This is a genomic window from Edaphobacter acidisoli, assembly GCF_014642855.1.
In the GTDB taxonomy this organism is placed as follows: Bacteria; Acidobacteriota; Terriglobia; order Terriglobales; family Acidobacteriaceae; genus Edaphobacter; species Edaphobacter acidisoli.
This window is the reverse complement of the sequence record NZ_BMJB01000001.1, coordinates 1,066,012-1,090,015: the sequence shown is the minus strand read 5'-3', so window position 1 is coordinate 1,090,015 and position 24,004 is coordinate 1,066,012. Positions and strand designations below refer to the sequence as shown.

General features: G+C 61.3%; 23 protein-coding genes. 10 read left to right on the top strand and 13 right to left on the bottom strand.

Annotated elements, in window-relative coordinates; genetic code table 11:
* The first annotated feature begins 12 nt into the window (after nt 1-12).
* Together IEX36_RS04470 and IEX36_RS04465 are read left to right on the top strand one after the other, a co-directional pair.
* Nucleotides 13-2,832, top strand: a complete 2,820-nt coding sequence (locus IEX36_RS04470) for a protease pro-enzyme activation domain-containing protein (protein WP_188758093.1) — start codon at nt 13-15, stop codon at nt 2,830-2,832.
* A gap of 153 nt (nt 2,833-2,985) precedes the next feature.
* The gene (locus IEX36_RS04465; protein WP_188758092.1) at nt 2,986-4,326 is read left to right on the top strand and encodes a sugar MFS transporter; all 1,341 of its coding nucleotides are present in this window, start codon (nt 2,986-2,988) and stop codon (nt 4,324-4,326) included.
* Here the strand turns inward: IEX36_RS04465 and IEX36_RS17455 are convergent.
* The 8 genes from IEX36_RS17455 to IEX36_RS04430 all read right to left on the bottom strand — a co-directional run bounded on the left by IEX36_RS17455 (nt 4,323) and on the right by IEX36_RS04430 (nt 11,238).
* Entirely contained in the window at nt 4,323-4,601 is a 279-nt protein-coding gene (locus IEX36_RS17455) for a hypothetical protein (RefSeq protein ID WP_229668706.1), read from the bottom strand. The two genes, IEX36_RS04465 and IEX36_RS17455, sit on opposite strands and share 4 nt — an antisense overlap.
* A gap of 13 nt (nt 4,602-4,614) precedes the next feature.
* Complete coding sequence (locus IEX36_RS04460) at nt 4,615-5,601, bottom strand: tetratricopeptide repeat protein (protein WP_188758091.1); 987 nt, start codon at nt 5,599-5,601, stop codon at nt 4,615-4,617.
* Between the two features lie 257 nt (nt 5,602-5,858).
* Nucleotides 5,859-6,620: a peptidoglycan-associated lipoprotein Pal gene (pal, locus tag IEX36_RS04455; RefSeq protein WP_188758090.1), complete on the bottom strand. Its 762-nt coding sequence runs from the start codon at nt 6,618-6,620 to the stop codon at nt 5,859-5,861.
* An 89-nt stretch (nt 6,621-6,709) separates the two neighbouring features.
* The gene (tolB, locus tag IEX36_RS04450; protein ID WP_188758089.1) at nt 6,710-8,077 is read right to left on the bottom strand and encodes a Tol-Pal system beta propeller repeat protein TolB; all 1,368 of its coding nucleotides are present in this window, start codon (nt 8,075-8,077) and stop codon (nt 6,710-6,712) included.
* Between the two features lie 115 nt (nt 8,078-8,192).
* Nucleotides 8,193-8,804: an energy transducer TonB family protein gene (locus IEX36_RS04445; RefSeq protein ID WP_229668705.1), complete on the bottom strand. Its 612-nt coding sequence runs from the start codon at nt 8,802-8,804 to the stop codon at nt 8,193-8,195.
* Nucleotides 8,805-8,991: 187 nt separating this feature from the next.
* Nucleotides 8,992-9,408 (bottom strand): ExbD/TolR family protein, encoded by a 417-nt coding sequence (locus IEX36_RS04440; protein ID WP_188758088.1) that lies wholly within the window; start codon nt 9,406-9,408, stop codon nt 8,992-8,994.
* 3 nt (nt 9,409-9,411) lie between these two features.
* Nucleotides 9,412-10,197 (bottom strand): MotA/TolQ/ExbB proton channel family protein, encoded by a 786-nt coding sequence (locus IEX36_RS04435; RefSeq protein ID WP_188758087.1) that lies wholly within the window; start codon nt 10,195-10,197, stop codon nt 9,412-9,414.
* A gap of 78 nt (nt 10,198-10,275) precedes the next feature.
* Entirely contained in the window at nt 10,276-11,238 is a 963-nt protein-coding gene (locus IEX36_RS04430) for an AraC family transcriptional regulator (RefSeq protein ID WP_188758086.1), read from the bottom strand.
* 165 nt (nt 11,239-11,403) lie between these two features.
* Between IEX36_RS04430 and IEX36_RS04425 the strand changes: the two genes are divergently transcribed.
* The 4 genes from IEX36_RS04425 (at nt 11,404) to IEX36_RS04410 (ending at nt 14,348) form a co-directional block, all read left to right on the top strand.
* Nucleotides 11,404-12,399 carry an aldo/keto reductase gene (locus IEX36_RS04425; RefSeq protein ID WP_188758085.1) on the top strand — a complete coding sequence of 332 codons (996 nt, stop codon included), beginning with the start codon at nt 11,404-11,406 and terminating at the stop codon, nt 12,397-12,399.
* A gap of 214 nt (nt 12,400-12,613) precedes the next feature.
* The gene (locus IEX36_RS04420; RefSeq protein WP_188758084.1) at nt 12,614-13,672 is read left to right on the top strand and encodes an NAD(P)-dependent alcohol dehydrogenase; all 1,059 of its coding nucleotides are present in this window, start codon (nt 12,614-12,616) and stop codon (nt 13,670-13,672) included.
* Between the two features lie 9 nt (nt 13,673-13,681).
* A complete protein-coding gene (locus tag IEX36_RS04415) occupies nt 13,682-13,918 on the top strand; it encodes a tautomerase family protein (protein WP_188758083.1) in 237 nt (78 codons plus the stop codon).
* Nucleotides 13,919-13,949: 31 nt separating this feature from the next.
* Nucleotides 13,950-14,348, top strand: a complete 399-nt coding sequence (locus IEX36_RS04410; protein WP_188758082.1) for a (R)-mandelonitrile lyase — start codon at nt 13,950-13,952, stop codon at nt 14,346-14,348.
* Between the two features lie 197 nt (nt 14,349-14,545).
* Here the strand turns inward: IEX36_RS04410 and IEX36_RS04405 are convergent, their stop codons facing one another.
* The 5 genes from IEX36_RS04405 to lpxB form a co-directional block, all read right to left on the bottom strand.
* A complete protein-coding gene (locus IEX36_RS04405) occupies nt 14,546-14,983 on the bottom strand; it encodes a CYCXC family (seleno)protein (RefSeq protein WP_188758081.1) in 438 nt (145 codons plus the stop codon).
* A gap of 465 nt (nt 14,984-15,448) precedes the next feature.
* Nucleotides 15,449-15,733 carry a 4a-hydroxytetrahydrobiopterin dehydratase gene (locus tag IEX36_RS04400; RefSeq protein ID WP_188758080.1) on the bottom strand — a complete coding sequence of 95 codons (285 nt, stop codon included), beginning with the start codon at nt 15,731-15,733 and terminating at the stop codon, nt 15,449-15,451.
* Between the two features lie 33 nt (nt 15,734-15,766).
* Nucleotides 15,767-16,885 carry an HD domain-containing phosphohydrolase gene (locus IEX36_RS04395; RefSeq protein ID WP_188758079.1) on the bottom strand — a complete coding sequence of 373 codons (1,119 nt, stop codon included), beginning with the start codon at nt 16,883-16,885 and terminating at the stop codon, nt 15,767-15,769.
* A 180-nt stretch (nt 16,886-17,065) separates the two neighbouring features.
* The gene (locus IEX36_RS04390) at nt 17,066-19,054 is read right to left on the bottom strand and encodes a M1 family aminopeptidase (RefSeq protein WP_188758078.1); all 1,989 of its coding nucleotides are present in this window, start codon (nt 19,052-19,054) and stop codon (nt 17,066-17,068) included.
* A gap of 63 nt (nt 19,055-19,117) precedes the next feature.
* The gene (gene lpxB / locus IEX36_RS04385) at nt 19,118-20,380 is read right to left on the bottom strand and encodes a lipid-A-disaccharide synthase (protein ID WP_188758077.1); all 1,263 of its coding nucleotides are present in this window, start codon (nt 20,378-20,380) and stop codon (nt 19,118-19,120) included.
* Between lpxB and IEX36_RS04380 the strand changes: the two genes are divergently transcribed.
* The 4 genes from IEX36_RS04380 to IEX36_RS04365 all read left to right on the top strand — a co-directional run bounded on the left by IEX36_RS04380 (nt 20,379) and on the right by IEX36_RS04365 (nt 23,982).
* On the top strand, nt 20,379-21,044 hold the full coding sequence (locus IEX36_RS04380) for a YdeI/OmpD-associated family protein (RefSeq protein WP_188758076.1): 666 nt from the start codon (nt 20,379-20,381) through the stop codon (nt 21,042-21,044). The two genes, lpxB and IEX36_RS04380, sit on opposite strands and share 2 nt — an antisense overlap.
* A gap of 62 nt (nt 21,045-21,106) precedes the next feature.
* Complete coding sequence (locus tag IEX36_RS04375) at nt 21,107-21,661, top strand: hypothetical protein (protein WP_188758075.1); 555 nt, start codon at nt 21,107-21,109, stop codon at nt 21,659-21,661.
* A 43-nt stretch (nt 21,662-21,704) separates the two neighbouring features.
* Nucleotides 21,705-22,484, top strand: coding sequence for an SIMPL domain-containing protein (locus IEX36_RS04370; RefSeq protein WP_229668704.1), 780 nt, complete (start codon nt 21,705-21,707; stop codon nt 22,482-22,484).
* 94 nt (nt 22,485-22,578) lie between these two features.
* The gene (locus IEX36_RS04365; protein WP_188758074.1) at nt 22,579-23,982 is read left to right on the top strand and encodes an NADP-dependent isocitrate dehydrogenase; all 1,404 of its coding nucleotides are present in this window, start codon (nt 22,579-22,581) and stop codon (nt 23,980-23,982) included.
* The last annotated feature ends 22 nt before the right edge of the window (nt 23,983-24,004 follow it).

The following is a 24,004-nucleotide window of genomic DNA, read 5'->3' as shown; positions in this document are numbered from 1 at the left end:
GAAGGGCCCGTGATGAAGCGGATTGGACGAATCGTTGTTTTGCTTTTTCTGCCTGTGACGTTGATAGCCGCGACTGCTTTGGCACAGAAACCGGAGCCGCGCATTCGCGGAACGATTATGGATGCGAACCGAGAGGTGCTTGCCGGGTCGCGCGCGCGGGTGGCGCAGCAAGGCACCGATGTAGGCGCGGTAGCTCCGGAGACGACCATCCCGGGCATTACGCTGGTCTTCAAGCGTTCTCCGGAGCAGGAGAGCGCGCTTGAGGCGCTGTTGGCGGCCCAGCAGAATGCGAGATCTCCGCTGTATCACCAATGGCTGTCGCCCGATGCGTTCCGGGCGCGCTTTGGGGTTGCCGATGAGGACATTGCGGCGACGGAAGCGTGGCTCCAGTCACATGGGTTCAGGATCGATGGAGCGGGTGCGGACCGCATTACTTTCTCCGGTACGGCGACCGAGGTGCAGGATGCCTTCGGCACGGAGTTGCGCTATTACCAGGTGGACGGCGAGAGGCATTTCGCCCCTGAAGCAGACCTGACGTTACCCGCGAAGGTTGCGGCGATGACGGCCGCGGTGCTTCACCTTTCTGACCTTCGCCCGAAGCCGGAGGTCAGAGTACAGACGCATCCGCGATCTGACTTTACTTCAGTCTCGACGCAGACCCATTACCTGACGCCGAAGGACCTCTTCACGATGTATGACTTTCCCGCTGCGCTGCAGCAGAAGTTTGGCGGTGCCGGGCAGGGGATTGCTGTGGTGGGGCAGTCGTACGTCAATACATCGAACTCGTCGAAGGTCGCGGTGTTCCAGGATAATCTGACCGAACTCGACGCGATCACGCCGGTGCTGGTGCCGGGTTCGGGGATTGAGGCCGTCTCGCCCGGCGCAGAGGAAGAGGCGAACGTTGACCTTGAATACACCTCCGGGATCGCGCCGAATGCGAACATCTTCTACGTTTTCGTAGGGAACAACCAGAACTATGACGTTCTGGATGCGTTGGCGTTTGCCATCACGCAGGACATCGCGCCGGTGGTGAGCGTCAGTTATGGCTTTTGCGAGACATCGATGAGCGCGACAGAACTGGACCAGGGGAATGCGCTGCTGGAGCAGGCCGCGGCGCAGGGCCAGACGGTTGTTGCAGCGGCGGGCGATGGGGGTTCTACAGGGTGCGGCTCTCCCGGGGCTGGGCAGTGGCCGCTTGCAGTTAGTTATCCGGCTTCGAGCCCGTATGTCACAGCGGTTGGCGGGACCCAAATGGCGGCAGGGACATTTGCCTCTGGAGCAAGCCAGTATTGGGCAGGGGCCGTGACCTTTGACACCAAAACTTCGTTGTTGTCCTACGCGCCCGAGGTGGTCTGGAATGAGGATTCCCAGTTGAACGGCCTTGCGGCGGGCGGTGGTGGTGTAAGCACACACTTTGCGCGTCCAGCGTGGCAGAGTGGGGTCCCGGGAATTGCGTCGGGAGCGTTTCGACTGCTACCCGATATTGCGCTTCAGGCTTCGATCGAAAGCCCGGGGTTTCTGGTGTGTCTGGATAATCCTTATCTGCTCGATTCGGCGGGGCAGCCTATCAGTTGTTCGAATGGATTGACGAGTGGAGGCAACAATTACACGACCAGTGGCGGCACCAGCTTTGCCGCTCCCGTCTTTGCGGGTTTCATAGCGGTGCTGAATCAGATGAAGCAGGCGAGCGGACAGGGGAACATCAATCCGGCGCTGTATCAACTGGCATCGACGCCGGCGTCTTACAGTTCGGTGTTTCATGACATCACGTCGGGAACGAATGCGTGCGTGACGGGAGTTGGAGGATGTGTGGCCCCTGGCAACTCGGCCTACGCGGCGGGGCTGGGGTATGACGAAGCGACCGGGCTGGGCAGTATCGATTTCGCGCATCTGGCCGGGGCGTGGCCACTGAGCGCGCCGGCGAACATGCTGGTCACGACAACACAGATTGTTTCGCCAGGATATACGGCTTTGCCGGGGGCGAGCATTCGACTGCAGATTAATGTGCAGACGTCCGACTGGACTGTCGATGACACGCCAGTGCCGACGGGCAGCGTTTCGATTGCCGTGGATGGAGCGGTAGTGGAACCGGCACTGACGTTCTCGCAAACGAGTTCATACAACTCGCTGGCAACGGCAAACTTCAGCTTCACCGCGCCGTCCAGCGCTGGTTCTCACCTGGTGAGGGTCGCTTACTCGGGAGACGCAATGCACTCGCCTTCGGTTGCGATCTACTCGGTGATGGTGGGCAACGTGACGGCGAGCGGGGGATTCACTTTGTCGGCCGGCAACGTGACGGTTGCGAACGGAGGGACGGGAAGCACACAGATTCTTGTGACGCCGAGCGGAGGATATACGGGGAGCATTCTCTGGTCGATCAGCGCGACGAGCAGTACGGGTGGTCCGGACTATTGCTATAACATCGGCTCCGAGCCGGTGAACGGTCCGACGACGATCAAACTCAGCCTGGGCGTAGGAACGGGATGCAACTCGAGCCTGCCGTCTCCGGATGCGCGCGCGTCGGTGGGCGCGGCTGGGAACGGCAGAGGACGTTCTGTGTGGGGCGGGACATCGAAGATTGCAATTTGCATGGGGCTTCTCCTGTTCGGGTTGGGCGGGAGGCGGAGGATGCGGCTGCGTGCTCGTCTGCTGGCTGTTGTGCTATTGGCGGTGATGGGCGTGGGACTGAATGGCTGCGGCGGCAATGGCGGAGGCGGTGATGGAGGAGGCGGTTCCAACTCGAAGTATCTCTACACCTTCACGGTGACGGGAGCGGATTCGGTGAACCAGTCGATCACAACTTCGACGACTTTCATGATGACGATTGATTAGCAATGTCAAGATACCGGAGGTCGTGCCTGATCGAGGTGAGGTGGTTAGGCCAATATAGCTGCGTCGGCGCGTGTGCGTTGCGTATAGGATGGGAGCGGCGGCAAAAGATAAAATACCCGTTCAATTCTCTTCTGGAAGGCTATTCAACCGATTATGGCGATTGGCGTCAGCGCACCCTCGGGCACGCAGCATAGCGGCTCGCAGCATACCGACTACAGGGCGATGAGCATTGCAACCACCCTGTTCTTCATGTGGGGGTTTCTGACATGTCTGAACGACATTCTGATTCCACACCTGAAGAGCATCTTTGACCTGAACTATGCGCAGGCGATGCTGGTGCAGTTCTGCTTCTTCTCGGCGTATTTTGTGTTTGCGCTTCCTTCGGGGAAGCTGGTGGAGTGGCGCGGGTATGCGCAGTCGATGGTGATTGGCGTGCTCGTGATGGCTGCGGGCGCGTTTCTGTTTCTGCCTGCTGCTGCTGCGGCTTCGTTCGGGCTGTTTCTGGCAGCGCTGGTGATTCTGGCGGCCGGGATTACGTTGTTGCAGGTGGCGGCGAATCCTTATGTGGCGCACCTGGGGCCTCCGGAGACGGCGTCGGCGCGGCTGAATTTGGCGCAGGCGTTTAATTCGTTTGGCACATTTATTGCGCCGTTCTTTGGGAGCGCGCTGATTTTGACGGCTACGCAGGTTTCGCCCCAGACGATGAAGTCGTTTTCGGCGGCGGCGCTTGAAACCTACCGCACGGCTCAGGCTTCGTCGGTGCGGCTGCCTTATCTGGGGATCGGGCTGGCGCTGGTGCTGCTGGCGATTGCGCTGGCCCTGGTGAAGCTGCCGCCGATGGACTTCACGCGCGACATTCGGCCGGGTGAGCTGGTGGAGAATGTTGCGCATGAGAGCATCTGGAAGCATCCGGTGCTGATTGCGGCGGCTGTTGGGATCTTTGTGTATGTGGGGGCGGAGGTTTCGATTGGAAGCTTCCTGGTGAATTACTTTGCGCTGCCGGATATTGCGAACTTTACGGAGAAGACTGCGGCGAAGTATGTGTCGTTGTACTGGGGCGGCGCGATGGTGGGTCGGTTTGTCGGGTCGTGGCTGTTGACGAAGGTGCGGACGAGCACGGTGCTGGCGCTGGCTGCGGTGGTGGCTGGGCTGCTGGTGGTGGTTTCGATCCTGACGCATGGACCGACGGCGATGTGGGCGATTCTGGCGGTGGGGCTGTTCAACTCGGTGATGTTTCCGAGCATCTTTACGGTTGGGCTGGCCGGGCTGGGGCCGCTGACCAGCAAGGGATCGAGCCTGATGGTGCAGGCGATTGTGGGTGGAGCGCTGATTCCGCTGGGCGAGGGGCATCTGGCGGACAAGATTGGCGTGCATCACGCGTTTGTGATTCCCGTCGTCTGCTACGTGTACATTGCGCTGTTTGGGTACTTCGGGGGGCGGCGTGCTGAGCGCGAGGTGGAAGAGATTGAGGCGGCTCAGGCTGCGGCGCATTAGGATTGCGGCGCTGTCCATGCGGTGGTTTGATCGCGGCGTGAGTGCACCTGAATCTGTGGCTGAAAGGGTGAAGCGATATCGGTAGCTGGTGCGGTCGCGGGGTCCTTCGACTCCGCCCCATTCGACTCGCCTGCGGCTCGCTCAGGGGCTTCGCTCAGGATGACGTGCGGTGGTAGAGGCTCTGGCCTGTAGGGAAGATGCGTGCTGACATCAGCAAGATACGGGGGTTCTTCGCTGCGCTCAGAATGACGCCATCGAGAGGGAAGCCGGAACAACGATGAATATGCTCTAGCGGCGGGCGGTGACGGTGACGCCCATGCCGCTGAGACGGCTGCGTGCCTGCATAGCTTCGGGTGAGTTGGGGAAGCGCTGGATGAGTGTGCGGAGCTCGCGGATGCCTGCGTCACGCTGCTTGAGCGCGAGCAGGGCCTGGCCCTTGTGCAGGCGCGAGACGGGGACCTTGTTGCTGGCGGGGTAGTTGTTGATGACGGCGTCGTAGCTTTTGACGGCGTCGGCGTAGTGGCCGGCGCGGTAGTCGATCTCGGCGCGGTAGTAGTAGGAGTTGCCGGAGAGCGGGTTGTCTGGGTAGCTCTTGATGACTTCGCTGAACTCGGAGGCGGCGAGCTTGTACTTGGCGGCCATGTAGTCGCCGAGCGCGGAGCGGTAGAGGTCGTCGGCCGGCGGGGCGGAGGGCGATGGGGCGGCGCTGGCAGTGTTGCCGGGCTGGCCCATGGGGGCGGCTGTCGAGGGCTGGCCGGAGGTCAACGGGCTTTCGGAGCCGGGAGGCAAGGCGGATTGGTTGCCGCCGCCTGCATCGGGCTGGCCTGCGCCTGCCGCGGGTGCGCTCTGCATGTTGGCGCTCATGGATTGCTGCTGGCTCTGGACGTCCTGGAGGGTCTTCTGGATCTTGTCGAGGCGGGCCTTGAGCTCGTCGAGCGAGTCGTTGAGGGACTGGATCTGGCCGGAGAGCTGGTCGATCTTGCCGTTCTCGGCGCCCTGCTCGTTCTTGATCTGGAGCTGGATGTCGCCGACGCTGGAGGACATCTTGTTGACGGAGTCGGCGCTCTGCTGGACGAGGTCTTTGAGGACGCCCATGCGCTCGTCGTTGGACTGCTGGAGGCGCGCGACGGCGTCCTGGAGCTGCTGGACCTGCACCTGGAGCTGGATGATCTCCTTGCTGACGGCGAAGGCGCGCGGCGTGGAGAGGGTGGCGGCGGCGAACAGGATGGCAGCGGCGATAGCGAGGGTCTTCGACGGTTTTGTGAATTGTGGCATAGTACGCTCGTTGTCTGGTGCGGGCTTTGGTGGCGGCCCGCTTATTTAATGGACGTAAAACAGGGTATCAGGTGTGCGGAAGCATTGTTTTGCTGCCTGTGGGTGAGAGTGCGGCGAAGAAGACAATACAGGGGTCTCTCCACTCCGCTTCGCTCCGGTCGAGATGACGTGCGTTGTTGTGGCATCAAGGAGTGGCGCCCAGAGGCGAGGCGGGACCGGAGTCCCGCCTCTGTTGGTGGTTGCTTGCGTCCGCCGGTTTAGCGGTCGAGGACGAACTGCGCGCGGCGGTTCTGCTGCCAGCAGCTCTCGGTCTCTTCGGTGCAGAACTGCTTCTCTTTGCCGTAGCTGACGACGCGCATGCGGTTCGCGGCGACGCCGGCGTTGACCAGCGCGGTACGGGCTGCGTTGGCGCGGTTTTCGCCGAGGGCCAGGTTGTACTCGGCTGAGCCGCGATCGTCGCAGTAGCCGCCGATGACGATCTTGATGGCGGGGTGCGCGTTCAGGTAGGACGCGGCCTGGGTGATGCCGTTCTGGGCGTCGGGCCGGATGGAGTAGCTGTCGTAGTCGAAGAAGACGTCAGGGACGTGGGCGTGGAACTCGGCGTCGGAGCCCATGTCGCTCTCGTTCGGGCCGGGCGCGGTGGGCGCAACGGCGACGCGGACGGTGACACGGACGTCGGCGGTGGTGCTGCCGCCATCGCCGGTGGCGGTGAGGTGGAAGTTGGTGGAGCTGGCGGGCGAGACGGTCTGGGTGCCGTTGGCCGGGACGTTGCCGATGCCGTCGATGGTGACGGAGTTGGCGTTGGTCGTGCGCCAGTTGAGGACGACGGACTGGCCCTGGTCAATGGCGGTGGGGTCGGCCGTGATGCTTGCGGTGGGAGCGGGCGCGGATTCAGTGGGCGCGAGGCTCGCGGGATTTACCGCTGCTTTCTTGTGGTGGCAACCGGTGACGGCCAGCATGGCGACGGCGCTGGCTGCCACAGCAACGCTCATGCGGAGACGGGATGGTAACGCAATCATTGAATGTTCTCCTACCAAGGATCATCTTATTCGTTCAGAACTGCACCAAGGGTTGACTGCGATTGAAAGCCCGCAGGGAAGACGAGAACCTATTTCCAACTCCAGTTGGGCATGTCAGCGCCGGAACCGGTGATCGGATGCATCTGGGTGCCGTCGGCGAGCATGGTCCAGATGCGCATGTGGGCCTGCCTTCCGTCGGGGGTGTTGGCAAAGACGATGTGACGGCCATCGGGCGACCAGGATGGGAAGTCGCATTGTCCCATGCCGTGCGTGACCTGAATCCAGCGCTTGGTGGCGATCTCCATCACATAGATGTCCTGGCCGCCGGGAGCGCCGGGACCGTACTTGCGGTTCCAGGCGAAGGCGACGAAGTGGCCGTCAGGAGACCAGGAGGGTGAGGAGACGTAGCCGCCGTCGGTGAGGCGGGTGACGTTGGATCCGTCGGCGCCCATGATGTAGAGCTGGGGCAGGCCAGTGCGTCCGCTGATCCATGCGATCTGGTCGCCGGTTTTGGGATTGAAGACGGGCGAGACGTCAGGACCGCGGAAGCTGGTGATGCGGCGGGCGAGCGAGCCGTTCGCGTCGGCGATCCATATCTCGGGGTCGCCGGTGCGCGAGGAGGAGTAGGCGATCTGGTTGCCGTCGGGCGACCATGCCGGGGAGAGATTGGTTCCGCCGGAGTTGGGGAAGCTGACCATGCGTCCGAGGAGCATCGAGTAGACGCGAATCTCGAAGCCGTATTTTCCGAGCGAGGAGAAGGCGAGACGGGAGTTGTCCGGCGAGATGCGCGGCGAGATGGAGATGGAGCCGAGGTGGGTGATGGGATGCTGGTTGGCACCGTCGTAGTCCATGGCCCAGATGTCTTTGGTCCCGCCGCTCTGCTTGACGTAGTAGATCTTGGTCTCAGCGATGCCGGGGAGTCCGCCGCCGAGGCGGAAGATAATCTCGTCGGCGAAGCGATGGGCTATCTGGCGGGGAGCGTCGTCGCTGACGGCTTCGGTGTACTGCTTGGCGAGGACCTGCGGGTACTGCGTGTTCTTGGCGTCGAAGAGATAGCCGTTGACGACGACGTTTGAGCCCTGGATGTTGAAGGCGCCGAAGGCGACCATGGCGGCAGAGGCCGGCGCTGCGGACCATTGCGAGAGATTGATCTCAGAAGGCGCGCCGGGCGTGGTCTGCGGCTGGAGGCTCTTCGATACGAGGTCGAAGATGCCGGCGTTGGCGAGGTCGCTATAGAGCGTGGTGTCGAAGGTGCGCTTGAGCTCGGCGGCGTGCGGGTCTGGGGAGAGCTGCTTGAAATCTGCTGCGGCGATGCGGATGTTGGGTGCGCCGGAGGATGTTTCGGTCTTGAACCAGTCCTGTGCGTGGATTGGGATGGTGGCGAGAAAGATAAGGAGGAAGACTCCGAGATAAAAGCGACCGCGTTGGATCGAATACTTATTTTCCTGGCTGTTCATTCTCACTCCTCATGGTAGACGCAAAAAGTTTGAGTTTGGTGGGTTTCTGAACAGCGCGGGCGGTATTCGCGCAGATACCCGGGATTTGGCCGAAAGATAGGTTTGATGCAGAAAGTCATGGAAGTTTGAGGTTGAAGGTGTATTCGACGGTGATGTGGTCGCCGGCGGGCAGGGGACCGAAGGTGTCGACGCGCTGCACGGCACGGAGCGCGGACTGATCGAGCGTCGGAGAGCCGCTGGGAACTTCGACGCGCGCGTTGGAGGGTTCGCCGTTGCGGTCGATGTCGAAGACGATGGTTACGGATTTGCCATTCGATGTGCGCGGGTCGGCTTCGCCGGTGTACCAGTTCTGCGCGGTGCGTGTGTTGACGATGCGGATGTAGTAGGCGAAGCGCGCGCCGAAGGTGCGGTCGGTGACGGAGACGCTGGCGGTGCCGTTCTTGAGCTGCGTGGTGGCTTCGGGGATGCGGACGCCGGAGGTCTCGCCGGTTTGCGCTTTGGTGGGCGGCGGCGGTGTGGGCTGAATGTGTTTGGGCGGCGTTGGCTCGGTGCGCTCGGCTACTTTAGGCTGCTTCTTAATTTTGTCGGGGATGGCGACTTCGTCGGGCTTGGGCGGCGGCTGGGTCTGCTCTTTTGTGGTGACGGGCGCGGGGCTTGGCGTCTGGGAGGTGAGGACGTTCTGGTCGTTCTCGGGCTGCTTGGGCGGGAGCGGCAGCGCGTTGACCATGGTGGCCTGGATGGCCCCGGCTTCCGAGGCGCTCTCGCCCCACTTGGTGCCGTGGTTGAAGACGAACGCGGAGGCGAGAAGGAGCCCGGCTACGGCTGCGTGCAGGATGAGCGAGCCGAAGAAGTTGGTGCGGAGGTTCTCTCCGTTGGAGCGTGCGTATTGGGGAGCAGTAGAGATGACGTGCTCCTTACTGCTTGATGGGGCGGGTGACGATGCTGATGTTGGTGATGCCGGCTTGCTTCACGGCATCCATGACGGAGGCGAATGCGCCGAAGGGAACGCGCTCGTCGGCGCGGAGATAGATGATGCGCTTGGCTGGGGTGGCGTTGGCGGTCGCGTTCTTCAGCAGATTGGGAAGGTCGTGGACGTTGACGGGCTTGTCCTGGAGGAAGACGTTCTGGTCTTTGTCGATGGTGACGACCATGCGGACTTCGGTGAGCTGGTTGACGGTGCGGGTACGCGGGATGGCCACGTCGACGCCGGATTGCAGCACAGGCGCGGTGAGCATGAAGATGAGCAGCAGCACGAGGACGACGTCGACCAGCGGCGTGATGTTGATCTCGGCCAGCGCTGTTTGTGTGCGGCCTTTGACGGAGAACGCCATGGATTAGAAGCCCCTCCTGCGCTGCTCCTCTGCCTGGGACTGCTGCTGTGATGGCGGTGTGAGCATGGCGGCGTTTTCGATGGCGTTGAGCAGCTCGCGGCCGAAGTCGTCCATGCGCGAGCCGAACTCGCGGAGGCGCGCGGTGAGCTGGTTGTAGCCGATGACGGCGGGGATGGCGACGACGAGGCCGGCGGCAGTGGTGATGAGGGCTTCGGAGATGCCGGGCGCGACGGCGCGGAGCGTGGCCGCACCTTCGGTGCCGAGGCCGTGGAAGGCGTCGATGATGCCCCAGACGGTACCGAAGAGCCCGATGAAGGGCGCGATGGCGGCGATGGTGGCGAGCCAGGTCATGTGGCTTTCCATCGTGGTGAGGGATTCGGATGAGGCGGTCTGCGCGGCGCGCTCGAGGGCGACGGGGTTGCGCGGGAGACCGCGGCCGCCGTTCTGGCGCTGGTACTCGTCGTGGATCTCGCTGAAGACCGAGACGAGCGGGCTGGGCTTGAACTGCTCGGCCACGGCGGCGATTTCGCTGAGGCGCGAGGATTTGCGGAAGGCGCGGATGAAGCGCTGGCCCTGCGTCTGCGCTCGGTTGAAGCTCTTCCACTTGGTGAGCATGATGGCCCAGGAGAAGATGCTCGCGATTAACAGGATGACGAGCACGGTGAAGGCTACGGGGCCGCTGTTGTGGACCATCTCGACGATTGCGCTCGAAGAGCTGGGCGGAGGAGTGGCGGCGGAGGTGTCCTGCTGGAAGAGAAAGAGTGCCAGAGAGAGCGTGGATGCCATCATGTCGTGTACCAGTTTAACTTTATAACGTTCATGACGGTTGGACGAGATGGGGCATCTTCCGTGGTGCGGGGTGGGAAACTATATCGTTAAGCTCTGCGTGAGTGGGTTTGCGATGGGTGTGAGGCGGCGGGATTTAATGTCGCGCATGGGTGGCTGTCCGAAGAAGCGGCTGTACTCGCGGTTGAACTGGCTGGCGCTTTCGTAGCCGACTTCGAAGGCTGCGCTGGATGCGTCGAGGCCTTCATTGAGCATGCGCTCGCGCGCGATGTGCAGGCGGAGATGCTTCTGATATTGCAGCGGGCTCATGGCGGTGAGTGAACGGAAGTGGTGATGCAGGGTCGAGACGCCCATCTGCGCCATGGAGGCGAGGTCTTCGATGCGGAGGGGTTTGGCGAAGTTGGTGCGGAGCCAGGCGACGGCTTTGGCGGTGCGGTGGCTCTGCTCGCCGAGTGTGGCGATGGCGCGGAGATGCGCGCCTTGCGGGCTGCGCAGGAGACGATAGATGATCTCGCGCTGGATGAGCGTGCTGAGGAAGGGGATGTCTTCGGGCGTGTCGAGCAGGTCGATGAGGCGCAGGCAGGCGTCGAGCAACTCGGGCGTGGTTTTGCCGATGGCCATGCCTTGCGTGCCGGAGGGCTGTGCCGCGGCGGGAAGCTCGTCGGAGCTGAGGAGGCTGCGGACTTCGGGCATCGAGAGGCTGAGCGCAAGGCCGAGGTTTGGCGACTCTTTGGTGGCGGCGACGACCTGGCTGACGACGGGAAGGTCGATCGAGGTGAGCAGGAATGTGGTGCTGTCGCAGAGGTAAGTTGAGCGGCCGACGTTGATGCGCTTTTTTCCCTGCACGAAGACGATCAGGCTGGGCTCGTAAGTGGCCGATGTGCAGGCTGAGGGCACGGAGCGGCGAAAGAGTCCCATGCCGGGGACTGCCGTGGGCTGCAGGCCTTCTGTGGTGCTGCGGATGGCGATTTGGCGCGCCAGCTCTGTGCGCAGCTCGGTGACTCTTGATGGCTGATACGACGTGGTTGCGACTGTCTTTTTCATCGGGATGGTTTCCTTGTCGTTAATGTCAGCGTACTGCGAAATTGGAGTGCGGGTGTGCAAAATCTCCGGCGGGCAAGAGAATCAGGCAAGAAATAGGAAGGATCGGGATACCGCATTGGGCGCGAGAGTTTGTAGTCTGTGACTGGCAGATCACGAGGTGAATGAATGCAGAAACGCAGGCTTGGGCAGAGCAATCTGCAGGTGTCGGCGCTGGGGTTGGGGTGCATGGGGATGAGCTTCAGCTATGGCGCTCCGAAGGACAAGGGCGAGATGATTGCGCTGATACGGGCGGCTGTGGAGCGCGGGGTTACGTTCTTCGATACGGCTGAGGTGTATGGGCCGTATACGAATGAGGAGCTTGTGGGTGAAGCGCTCGCTCCGCTGCGCGGCAAGGTGGCGATTGCGACCAAGTTCGGGTTCAGAATGAAGCCGGATGGGAGTCCGGGCTGGGCAGGCGTGGACAGCAGGCCGGAACACATTAAGCAGGTTGTGGAGGGTTCGCTGAAGCGGCTGAGGGTCGATGCGATTGATCTGTATTACCAGCATCGCGTGGATCCGGAGGTGCCGATTGAGGATGTTGCCGGTGCGGTGAAGGAGCTGATCGAGCAGGGCAAGGTGAAGCACTTCGGGCTTTCGGAGGCGGGTGCGCAGACGATTCGGCGTGCTCATGCGGTGCAGCCGGTGACGGCGTTGCAGAACGAGTATTCGCTTTGGTGGCGGCGGCCCGAGGCGGAGATTATCCCTCTGTTGGAGGAGTTGGGGATTGGGCTGGTGCCTTATAGCCCGCTGGGCAAGGGGTTTTTGACCGGGGCGATGAACGAAAACACGAAGCTCGCCAGCAATGACTTTCGCAGCACGCTGCCGCGCTTTCAGGCGGAGGCGATGAAGGCGAACCAGGCTGTCGTCGATCTGCTGAGTGCGATTGCAAAGCGCAAGAACGCGACGCCCGCGCAGGTGGCGCTGGCGTGGCTGCTGGCGCAGAAGCCGTGGATTGTGCCGATTCCGGGGACGACGAAGCTGGCGCGGCTGGAGGAGAATATCGGCGCGGCTGATGTGGAGTTGTCGGCTGCTGAGCTGAGCGAGATTGATAGCGCGGCGCGGAAGATTCAGGTGCAGGGTGATCGGTATCCGGAGAGTCTGGAGAAGATGACTGGGATTTGAGAGTGATTCGGAATGAAATGCAAAGCGGGTTCTCCGGCTGCTGATAGCTTTTCGACGCGCGGAGAAAATACAGGGGTCTCTCCACTTCGCTTCGCTTCGGTCGAGATGACGTGCGTTGTGGTTGGGGGCAAACATCAGATTCCTTCGCTGCACTGCGGAATGGAAATGCAAAAAGGGTGCGGGATGGAAATGCAAAAAGCTAAGGAGCAGGACTATGTATAACGCGAAGGCTTATTCGGCCGCTGGGGCGGCTTCACCGTTTGTTGCTTCGACGATTCAGCGACGCGATCCGGGGGAACGGGATGTGCAGATGGAGATTCTCTTCTGCGGCATCTGTCACTCGGACCTGCACTATGCGCGCAATGAGTGGGCCGATGTGATGCCGACGGTTTATCCGTGCGTGCCAGGGCACGAGATTGTTGGGCGGGTGACGAAGGTGGGCTCGGCGGTGAAGAAGTTGAAGGTGGGCGATCTGGCTGCGGTGGGATGCCTGGTGGATTCGGACCGCACCTGTCCGGAATGCCGTGCGGGGCTGGAGCAGTTCTGCCCGAACATGACGCTGACCTATGGCTCTGTAGACAAGCACACTGGCGGGCCTACATATGGCGGGTATTCGGACAGCATTGTTGTCGATGAGCACTTTGTGCTGCATGTTCCTGAAAATCTTGACCTGGCCGGGACTGCGCCGCTGCTGTGCGCGGGGATTACGACGTATTCGCCGATGCGCCACTGGAACGTGACGAAGGGCAAGAAGGTTGGTGTGGTCGGCCTGGGTGGGCTTGGACATATGGCCGTGAAGTTTGCTCATGCGTTTGGCGCGCACGTTGTCGTGTTTACGACTTCGCCGAGTAAGAAGGACGATGCGCTGCGGTTGGGCGCGGACGAGGTGGTGATCTCGCGCAATGCGGATGAGATGAAGGAGCATGTGGGCAGCTTCGACTTCATTCTCGATGCGGTGGCCGCGGACCATGACATCAATGCGTATATTCAACTGCTGCGGCGCGATGGAAACATTACGCTAGTTGGCGCGCCGGAGAAGCCGCTGCCTGTTTCTGCGTTCGGTTTGATCTTCGGGCGGCGGAGCTTGTCGGGTTCTCCGATTGGCGGGCTCGCGGAGACGCAGGAGATGCTTGATTTCTGCGGGAAGCACAACATCACGGCGGATGTGGAGGTGATTCCGATTCAGAAGGTGAATGAGGCTTATGAGCGGATGCTCAGGTCGGATGTGAAGTATCGGTTCTCGATCGATATGAGTTCTCTGAGAGATCGATAGGAGAGAAATATGCCTCATGTGATTGTGAAGTTGTGGCCGGGGAAATCGGAAGAGCAGAAGAAGCGCCTTGCGGCAGCCATTACGAAGGATGTGATGGATATTCTGCGCTATGGAGAAGAGTCGGTCTCAGTGGCCATGGAAGAAGTCGGTCCGAAGGATTGGCTGGAGAAGGTGTACAAGCCCGATATTCAAAACAAACGGGACAGTCTCTATCAGCGCCCCGGATACGATGAGAGTGATTTATGAGTGAGTCGCAATGTAGGAAGGAGTTCAGAAGATGGAGATAAGAAGAGTTGGCTCGCAGGCTTCGGCGGTGGGACCGTCGGATTGGTTTACCGGCACGGTGCGGATTGATCCGCTGGCGAGCGCGCCTGACCCGGCGCGGGTGGTTTGTGCCAGTGTGACGTTTGAGCCTGGGGCGCGGACGGCGTGGCATACGCATCCGCTGGGACAGACGCTGATTGTTACGGCGGGGTGCGGGTGGGTTCAGCGTGAGGGTGGGCCGGTTGAGGAGATTCGGCCGGGCGATGTCGTCTGGTTTTCACCTGGGGAGAAGCATTGGCATGGCGCTGCGCCGACTACGGCGATGACGCATCTTGCTGTTCAGGAGAAACTGAATGGCAAGACTGTGGACTGGATGGAGAAGGTGAGTGATGGGCAGTATAGGCGAGGGTGAGCGGTTGCTTTCTTTGGTCGTTGGTGACCGCGAAGGAAAATACAGGGGTCTCTCCACTCCGCGCTGCGCGCTCCGGTCGAGATGACGTGAATTTGTGGTGCGAGAAGCAGGGATAAGAACAACCGCAACTGCAAATGCGGGGGTTCTTCGCTTCGCTCAGAATGACGAGGATGAGACGTTTGACGGCAAGTACGCTTCTATAGCTTGGCGTTGAGCAGGTCGAGGGTTTGCCAGTCGCCACGCTCGATGCCGGCGCGGATCTGGGCGGGAGTCTGGCCCTTCCTGGTCTGCTCATAGGTGTACATGGCTTCCTTCATGCAGGTGGAGCAGGCGGCGCCGTGTGTGCCCTCGAAGCAGCTGTGCAGACTGTTGTGGCCGAGGACGCGGTCGCAGTGGCAGTAGCAGGGTTCCTGATAGAGGACGGAAGGAACTTTGGCTGCCATCTCATAGACGACCACCTGATAGTGATGCGTGAAGTAGAGGCCGGTGAGCTGGTTGCCGCTGAGGATGGGCGGCAGGGCTTTGCGCGGCGCGGCGGCGTTGTAGGCTGGAACGTCGTCGGAGGGATTCGTCCACTGGGCCGATGCCACGATGGTGATGAGACCCAATGCTAAACAGCCCAGAAATCGCTTCATAGCTGACCATCATAAATGGAGCAGGAACGGAACACCATGGATGTGCTGCGGGAGCTGGGCTGAGATTTTTTTGGGGGTAAGAAAAAAAGACGGCACGAACAGTTTCTGTCCGTGCCGGGAGGCCAGTGACGCAACTTGTGTCAGCCCTTGGTTCGGCTGAGAACCTTCTCGGGAGGAGCACTCACTCTCACCGATGAATTCAATATACCACAATGTGGAGAGATAACAAGAAAAATATGTTCTGTCATAGAAAATGTCACGAAAAGCTGGTTTTAAGTCATCGTTTGCCTGAAGCGCTTACTGGATATAATCTGCTTATTATCATAAATTTACAGTGACAAAATTGAAGGCAGATTGGTGATTGTGGAAGTGCTTCCGTCGGCAATTCTTTTTCTTGTAGAGGTCTATCCACGAGCGGTTTTGATGGCTGGCTGTGGAAAACTTTTGGTCGTAGCGGACTAGTTCTCAGGAGAATTCTTCGCTGATCTCGGCGGCCATGGAGGCGTCGCGTTCGGTGATGCCTCCAGCGTCATGCGAGACGAGGCTGAGGAGGACGCGGTTGTAGCGGATGTCGATGTCGGGGTGGTGACCGGCGGCTTCGGCGAGTGGTGCGATTTTGTTGACGAAGGCGATGGCTTCGACGAAGTTTTTGAAGGTCCATTCGCGGGTGAGTTTGCCGTCGTGGAGCGTCCAGCCAGGATGCAGTTTGAGGAGGGCGTTGATTTCGGCGGTGGTGAGGGTCTTCTTCATAGCATCTGCCTCGCGGCTTAATAAGATGGGATGCTAGACGGGTTGGTTGGCGAGCGCAACTGAGGGTTCGCGCAGAAGCTCGCGCAGAGCGGAGATGGAGAGGTCTCCGACGCGCGTGCGGAGCTCGATCCAGGACTCGTGCGGAATGGAGCGGAAGACGACGACGATCTCGGGATCGAACTGCGTGCCGGCATGGAGTGTGATCTCTTCGATTGCGGCGACGAAGGTGGTTGCGCGGCGGTAGGGACGGTCGGAGGTCATGGCGTCGAGCGTGTCGGCGATGGCGAAGATGCGTGCGCCGAGCGGGATGTCTTCGCCGCTGAGGCCGCGTGGGTAGCCTTTGCCGTCGAATTGTTCCTGGTGGGCGTAGACGATCTCGGCGGCCTCGCGGAGGAAGGGGATTTTGCGGACCATCTCGTAGCCGACCTGGCAGTGCTGGCGCATGATGGCGGTCTCTTCGGGGGTGAGGCGGCCGGGTTTGAGGAGGATGGCGTCGGGGGTGGCAATCTTGCCGATGTCGTGGAGGAAGGCTCCGCGGGCGATGGTGCGAACCTCGTCGGGGTCGATGCCCATGGCGCGGGCGATGGTGACGGTGTAGGCGGTGACGCGGCGGGAGTGGCCTTCGGTCTCCTGGTCGCGGAGGTCGAGTGCGTCGCCCATGGCTTCGAGGGTGATGTCGTAGCTGCGCTCGAGGTCCTGCATGGTGGAGCGGAGACGACCGGTGCGGGCCTGCACGATGGCTTCGAGGTTCTGGCGGTAGGTGGTGTTCTGGCGGCGGAGGCGATGGTGCTCGACGCCGCGGGAGACGACGTCTTCAAGCTGTGCGCGGTCGAAGGGCTTGAGGAGGTAGTCGAAGGCGCCGCGGCGAAAGGCCATGGTGGCGATATGGACATCGTTGATGGCTGAGCAGATGACGACGGGGATGGAGGGGTGGTCGGAGCCGATGCGGTCGAGCAGGGTGAGGCCGTCGGGGCCAGGCATCATGATGTCGGAGACGATGAGGTTGTAGTCGGGGTCTTGCTGGAGGCGGGCGATGGCTGTGTCGGCGTCGGACGCGACCGTGGTGTCGTAGCCGCTGTGGGTGAGCATGGCGGCGATGAGCTCGCACACTGACGGCTCGTCGTCGACGACGAGGATGCGTTCCTGCGGCATGGGATGAGCGCTCCTGTTGGGGACGCCGTCGCCCGTTCGGTACAACTGCGGCGGTATGCAGGATGTATCGGCTGGTGGAGGGAAGTCTTTATGCGGGTCGAGGTGTATGGATCGCGCTGCGCGCGATGCCCACCTTAGGCGCTTCGCGCCGAAGATGGGCACCCGGCATCTGTCGTGAATTTAGTTGTCGCCGTTCTCGCGTTTGTAGGGTTTTTGCATGAGGGCGCGGGCTTCGTTGATGGCGCCTTGCGTGTTGTCGTTGGTCTGGATGGCGAGGCGGTACTCGTTGACGGCGCGCTCGCGCTGGCCGGTCACATCGAAGATGCGGCCCAGCTCGATGTGGCTCCAGACTTCGACCCAGCGCGGGTCGAGGTCGCCACGGAGGGCGTCGCGGAAGCTGTTGGCGGCGGACTGGTAGTTGCGCTGCATGAAGAAGACTTCGCCGATGCGGTAGTTGGCCAGCGAGCTGTTCTTGTTGGCGTCGAGGGCCTTCTGGTACTCGATGAGCGCCTGGGTGAGGTCGCCTTGTGCGATCTGCTCCTGCCCGCGCAGCACGGCTACGCGGACGGCGAGGTCGGGCGTGCTCTTGAGGACCCAGTCTTCGGGGTCGATGCTGATCTTGCGCGGACGGCCGAAGGTTTCGACGGAGAAGGGCGAGTTGGTGCCTTGTACGTCGACGCGGCGGATCTCGGTCTTGCCGTCGGTGTCGATGCGCAGCTCGACGGGCATGTTGAAGAGGTCGAGGTCCTGCGAGATGGAACCGGTGGTGCGGAAGCCCTTGTTATTGCTGAGGCGGAAGACGGTGTAGTTGTTGTTGAAGCTGGGCGCGCCGGTGCCGTCGCACCACTGGGAAAAGAAGGGCACGAGGTTGAGGTTGGAGTCCTTGGCGGCGAGGTCTTCAAGCTGCGAGGAGCGGATGGATTTTCCGGAGTACTGGCTGAGGGTGTCGCGAAGAAATTTGTTGAAGACGTCGTCACCCATCTCCCAACGGAGCATGTGGAAGACCATGGCGCCTTTTTCGAGCGTCATGGACTGGAACTGAGGTGAGAAGGGATCGACCTGCGCGAGCGTGGTGAGGGGCTGGGTGTCGTAGGCGAGCGCGCCGGCGGAGCTGTCCTGTATGGCGGATTGGAAGGCATTTTTGCCGGCGGAGTCTTCGAGGTACATGAGCTCGGCGTAGCGGGACATGCCGTTGGTGATCCAGGCGTCGTTCATGGTTTGAGGCGAGACCATCTCTCCCCACCAGAGGTGCGCGATGGTGTTGGAGATGAGGCGCTGGGCGTTGCGGGCGGAGATGCGGCTGCCGCCGATGGCGACGATCTCGGGGGCCCAGGCGGCGGAGACGGCGTCGTCGGGCAGCTCGACGAGGTTGAGTGCGGAGGATTCAGGCTGGCCGAAGGTGCCGGACATGTAGAGGAGCTCGCGCTGGGCGGTGCGGGCGAAGTCAATGGCTGCGTCTTTGCGCTTGGAGGTGACGAAGACGCGGATGTTGCCGGTGGAGAGCGTGGCGGGGTCGAGGAACTGACCGGCGATGATGGTGCCGGGGAAGCCGGGCTTGGTCCAGTTGTAGGCGTACTCGGTGCGGTTTCCGGGCAGGCTGTGGGGCGCGGCGATGCCTCCGCCGGAGCCGACAACGCGCATGTCGCTGGGCACGGTGATGTGCATCTCGGCGGTGAAGCGGTCGGTGTAGAGGCCGGTCATGGGGAACCATGCTCCGGGGTAGAGGAGGATGGTGATGGGGTCGTCGATGGAGGCGAACTTGATGCCGGAGACGGGGCTGGTGTCGGAGCCTTCGAGCGTGCCTTCGTACTGAAAGGTGTAGGTGTTGGTTGCGCCCTTCGCCATGGGCGACGCGAGGTTGATGCGGACGGTACTGGTGGCGGCGAGACGGTCGGAGTCGAGCGCGGTGTTGGACGCGTCGGTGAGTTTGGTGATCTTGAGGCCGTTGTTCAGCTCGAAGGTGGGGCTGGTGACGTCTTCAAGTGCGGTGAAGGTGACGGCGGCGGTTGCGGTGAGGTGGTGTGTCGCGGGGTCAAGGTCGGCGTGGATGACGTAGCCGGTGATGTTGATCTGCGGACGAAGCGGTGCGGCCACGGCAGCGGCGGCGAGGAAGCAGACGGAGAAAAGGATCGCTGCTGAAGTGCGAAGACGTCGAACGAGAGAGTCCATGCAGGCTAAGGTCCTCAAAAGTGATGGTACAGCCGCAGGTGCGACCCTAGTGTAACCGCTGTATTAGACGCGCGAAGTGTGGATTTGGCCACTTGAGGTTGCAGGATGGCCGAGAAGCGATTCGATGGCGTCGGCTACGCGCTGGATGGGTGTGTGGGTGGTGTCGGGGATGAGGCGGGTGCGGACTTCGGTGAGGTCGGCGATCATGCGGGCGCGTTCGGGGGTGTCTTCGAGCAGTGGCTTGAGAGAAGCGGCTAGGTTGGCGGCGGTGAATTGGTGCTGGAGGAACTCGGGGATGATGGGGCGTCCGGCGATGAGGTTGACCATGCCGATGGGAAGGTTGCCGTGGGCGTCGGGCTGGCCGGACCAGATCTCGGGTGGGTAGTGGACGAGGCGTTTTGCGGCTGCGAAGGTGAGTGGGGAGACTTTGTAGACGACGACGAATGGGTTGCCGATGACCGCGGCCTGCACGGTCGCGGTTCCGCTGGCGACGATGCTGGCTCGTGCGTGGTGGAGGGCTTCGCGAGCGTCGGGGACGAGGTGGATGTTTGGGGTTCGCTGCGTGATGAGGCTTGTGAAGATGGATTGGTTGAGCGTGGAGGCTACGGGAATGAGGAATTCGTAGTTGTCGCCGAGCTTCGCTGCGGCTTCGAGCATCTCGGGCAGATTGGCTTCGACCTCTTTGCGGCGGCTGCCGGGGAGCAGGGCGATCCAGTGTTTGCCGGGGTCGAGGTTGTGTTGCAGTGTGTAATTTTCAAGCGAGATGGTCGGCATCGGCAGGTACGCGAGCGGGTGGCCTACGAATTCTGCCGCGACGTTGCGGTGTTGGTAGAACGGGGCCTCGAATGGGAAGATGACCATCATGCGGGTGACGCGTTGCTGCACCCAGCGGAGGCGCTTGCGCTTCCACGCCCAGAGCTGCGGGCTGACGAAGTAGACGACTGGGATGTTGAGCTTGCGGAGTTCGCGGGCGAGGCGGAGGTTGACGTCGGGGAAGTCGATGAGGATGGCGGCGTCGGGGCGGCGCTCTTTGATGCTGGCGACGAGGCGCCGGTAGGAGGCGTAGACGCGCGGTGCGTGGCGGAGGACTTCGGTGATGCCCATGTGGGCGACGTCTTCGGCGTGGACGATGCGGTGCTGGCCGGCGGCTTCCATCTCTTTGCCGCCGAGGCCGAAGGTGGTCAGGCCCGGTAGGCGGGTGCAGAGTTCGTCGATGAGCTGCGCGCCGTAGTGGTCGCCGCTGGCTTCTCCGGCAGAGAGAAAGATGCTCGGGTTGGATGTGGCTGCGATAGGAACCAGTGTAGATTTTTCTGGAGGGGATTGCATGGCTTCGAGAGTGAAGCGGTTTCGCGCGGCGCTGGAGCCGCTGAGCGGCGGGCTGGGCTGGGTGGTGGCGCGCGTTCCGTTCGACGTGAAGACGACGTGGAAGACGATGACGCGGCTGAGGGTGAAGGTTGAGGTTGCGGGCGAGGTCTTCAGGACTTCTTTGTTTCCGGATGCTGCTCATGGTGGGCACTTCGTTCTGGTGAACAAGCAGATGCAGAAGGCTGCGGGTGTGAAGCTGGGCGGGATGATCGACCTGGCTGTCGAGCCGGATATGGAGGAGCGCGAGGCTTGGGTTCCGGCGGAGCTTGAAAAACTGCTGAAGCCGGAGAAGGCGCTGGCGAAGTGGTACGCGAAGCTGAGCGAGTCGAGGCGGCGGGAGCTTGCGAAGTATATTGAGGGCGCTGCTGGTAGTGCGGGGAGAGTGAAGCGGGCTGAAGAGACGGTGGAGCGGTTGCTGTTGACAATGGAAGGCGAGAAGGAGTTGCCGCCGGTGTTGGAGGCGGCGTTTCTTCGCGTGCCTGCCGCGCGGAAGGGGTGGGAGAAGATGACCCTGACGCAGCGGCGGGGGCATCTGCTGGGCGTGTTTTATTACAAGAGCCCCGAGGCTCGACAGCGGCGGGTAGATAAGGTGGTGGAGGATGCGCTGCGTGTGGCGGGGGCTTGAGGCGGGCCTGCACGAGTGGGTGATTGATACCACACTGATGTGGGTTCAGTTACGATGGGCGGATGAATTTTCGACAGGTGTTGGCTTGGCTCATGTTCTGGCGCAGGGGCGAGCGGGACGCCAAGGATATGCCCTATTCGATTGTTCTTCTGACCAGAGTTCCCCAGATGTTTTCGAAGGCAGACCTTGAGATGGCGAGCGAAAGAGCTTGGGGAAAGCAGTTTGATGGGAAAGAGGACCCCATGTACTTCGTGTCTTGCTCGCATGGGGTTACTTTTTTGAAAGCAGGGAAGTACGTGGTGCAGCTCATTCACTCGGAACAGCCCTATTCAGATGATCTGGAGGCTGGTGCGAAAAGTTTGCCTCGTGCTGAACAGAAGAAGGCGTGGTTTGCGCACCAGGCCTGGTTTTCGCTGGATATTTGGAACAGTGCAGTTGCGGAGAGGGACAATATCTCCAGGAAAGAGGCCTATGCAGTGTTGGCGAGGTTCGCACGAACGCTTGGAGATGCGAATTGCTGTGCAGTCTACTTCCCCAAAGAAGGCTGGATGTTGCCTAATGATGGATCGGCAGAGGAAGGACTTCAGCGCCTGATTGGAAAGTTTCCTCTGAATTAGGGGTGCGGTATGCTGCTTCGTGCTGGTGGATGGAGGTTTTGCTGTGCCCATAGACGAACAGGTTCGGAATCGGCTGGTGCCTGCCGCTGTGCTGGGCGTTTGCCTGATGCTTGGTTTGATTCTTGGCGGGTGGCTGCTGGGGTCGCAGATTAAGGCGACGCGGCTGGCTGATCGGTATGTGGCGGTGAAGGGATTGGTGGAGCGGACGGTGAAGTCCGATGCGGCTATTTGGCCTGTGACGTTTAAGGAGGCAGGCAATGATCTGCCTTCGGTGTTTGCGAAGAGCGAGGCGGACAAGAATGCGGTGCTGAAGTTTTTTGCGGAGCAGGGAATTGCTTCGAACGAGATTACGATTGGGCAGATTCAGGTGACGGACAAACAGGCGAATGAGTTTGGTGGAAGCAGCAATGCCGGGCCGCGGTATATCGTGCAGCAGACGGTGACGGTGAGCTCGAAGGATGTGGACAAGATTGCCAGGGCCGGGCAGAAGACGGCAGAGCTGGTGCAGGCGGGGATTGTGGTCGGCGGCGGCTATGGGCAGGGGATTCGGTATGTGTTCAATGGACTGAATGCGCTGAAGCCGGACATGATTACGGAGGCGACGCGGAATGCTCGCGCGGCTGCGGACAGGTTCGCGGCGGACTCGGGGAGTCAGGTGGGAGAGATTCGATCGGCGAACCAGGGCGTGTTTTCGATCTCGTCGGCGGATGCGGGCAGCGCGACGGGTGGAGATGGTGGCGACACGAGTAATATTTCGCCGGATTCGAGCATCATGAAGAAGGTGCGCGTGGTTTCGACGGTGGATTACTACCTCGTTCGGTAAGCTGCGCCGGTGCGTTCGATAAGCGAACCCGCGTTGCAACTGGCGTTCGGCGGATGATAGCCTTCGGGTACATCTCTAGCGGAGCCAAAACCTCATGCAGACCAGCTACAACGGTATCGCCGTCCCGGCGGACGGCGCGGCAATTCAGTATGTCAACGGCAAATATACGGTGCCGGATAACCCGATTATTCCTTTCATCGAAGGCGATGGTACCGGGCGCGATATCTGGAAGGCTTCACAGCGTGTGTTCGACGCAGCGGTCGAGAAGGCTTACGGCGGCAAGCGCAAGGTGAAGTGGTTCGAGGTGCTCGCGGGCGAGAAGGCTTACAGGCAGACGCAGAACTGGCTGCCGGATGACACGGTGAAGGCTACTGTGGATTTTCGCGTGTCGATTAAGGGACCGCTGACGACGCCGGTGGGTGGCGGGATTCGTTCGCTGAATGTGGCGCTGCGGCAGTTGATGGATCTGTATCAGTGTGTGCGTCCGGTGAAGTACTACCAGGGTGTGCCCAGCCCGGTGAAGCATCCGGAGAAGCTGGATGTGGTGATCTTCCGCGAGAACACGGAGGACATTTATGCCGGTATCGAGTTTCGTGAGGGGACGCCTGAGGCAGCGAAGTTCATCTCGTTTGTGAATGACGAGATGCTGAAGGGCGGCAAGAAGAAGGTGCGTCTGGATTCGGGTGTGGGCGTGAAGCCGATCTCGATTACCGGGTCGAAGCGGCTGGTGCGGGCTGCGATCAAGTATGCGCTGGACAATGGCCGCAAGACGGTGACGCTGGTCCACAAGGGCAACATTCAGAAGTTCACCGAGGGCGCGTTCCGCGAGTGGGGATATGAGGTTGCTACGCAGGAGTTTCGCGACCAGACGGTGACGGAGCGCGAGAGCTGGATTCTGGGGAATCTGGAGGCGAACCCGAAGCTGACCGCGGAGGAGAATGCTGCGCTGATTGAGCCGGGGATTGAGTTTGCGCCGAAGGAGTTTGGGGACGGCATTGTTGCCGAGGTGAAGAGCGTGATCGCCGCGATTGGCGCTTCGCACGGTGGCGGCAAGTGGAAGCAGAAGATTCTGGTGAATGACCGGATTGCTGACTCGATCTTCCAGCAGATTATTCTGCGGCCCGATGACTACAGCGTGCTGGCGACGACGAATTTGAATGGCGACTATATTTCGGACGCTGCGGCGGCGCAGGTGGGCGGGCTGGGGATTGCTCCGGGCGCGAACATTGGCGATGGCTATGCGGTGTTCGAGGCGACGCACGGCACGGCCCCGAAGTATGCGGATAAAGATGTGATCAATCCGGGTTCGGTGATGCTGTCGGGCGTGATGCTGTTCGACTTCCTCGGCTGGACTGAGGCGGCGCGGCTGATTGAGTCGTCGATGGAGAAGACGATTGCGCAGAAGTATGTGACGTATGACTTCGAGCGTGGAATGCAGGGCGCGACGAAGGTGAAGACGAGTGAGTTTGCTACACGCATGATTGAGAACATGGGGTAGGGCAAGCAAGCAGGTCCTCCCG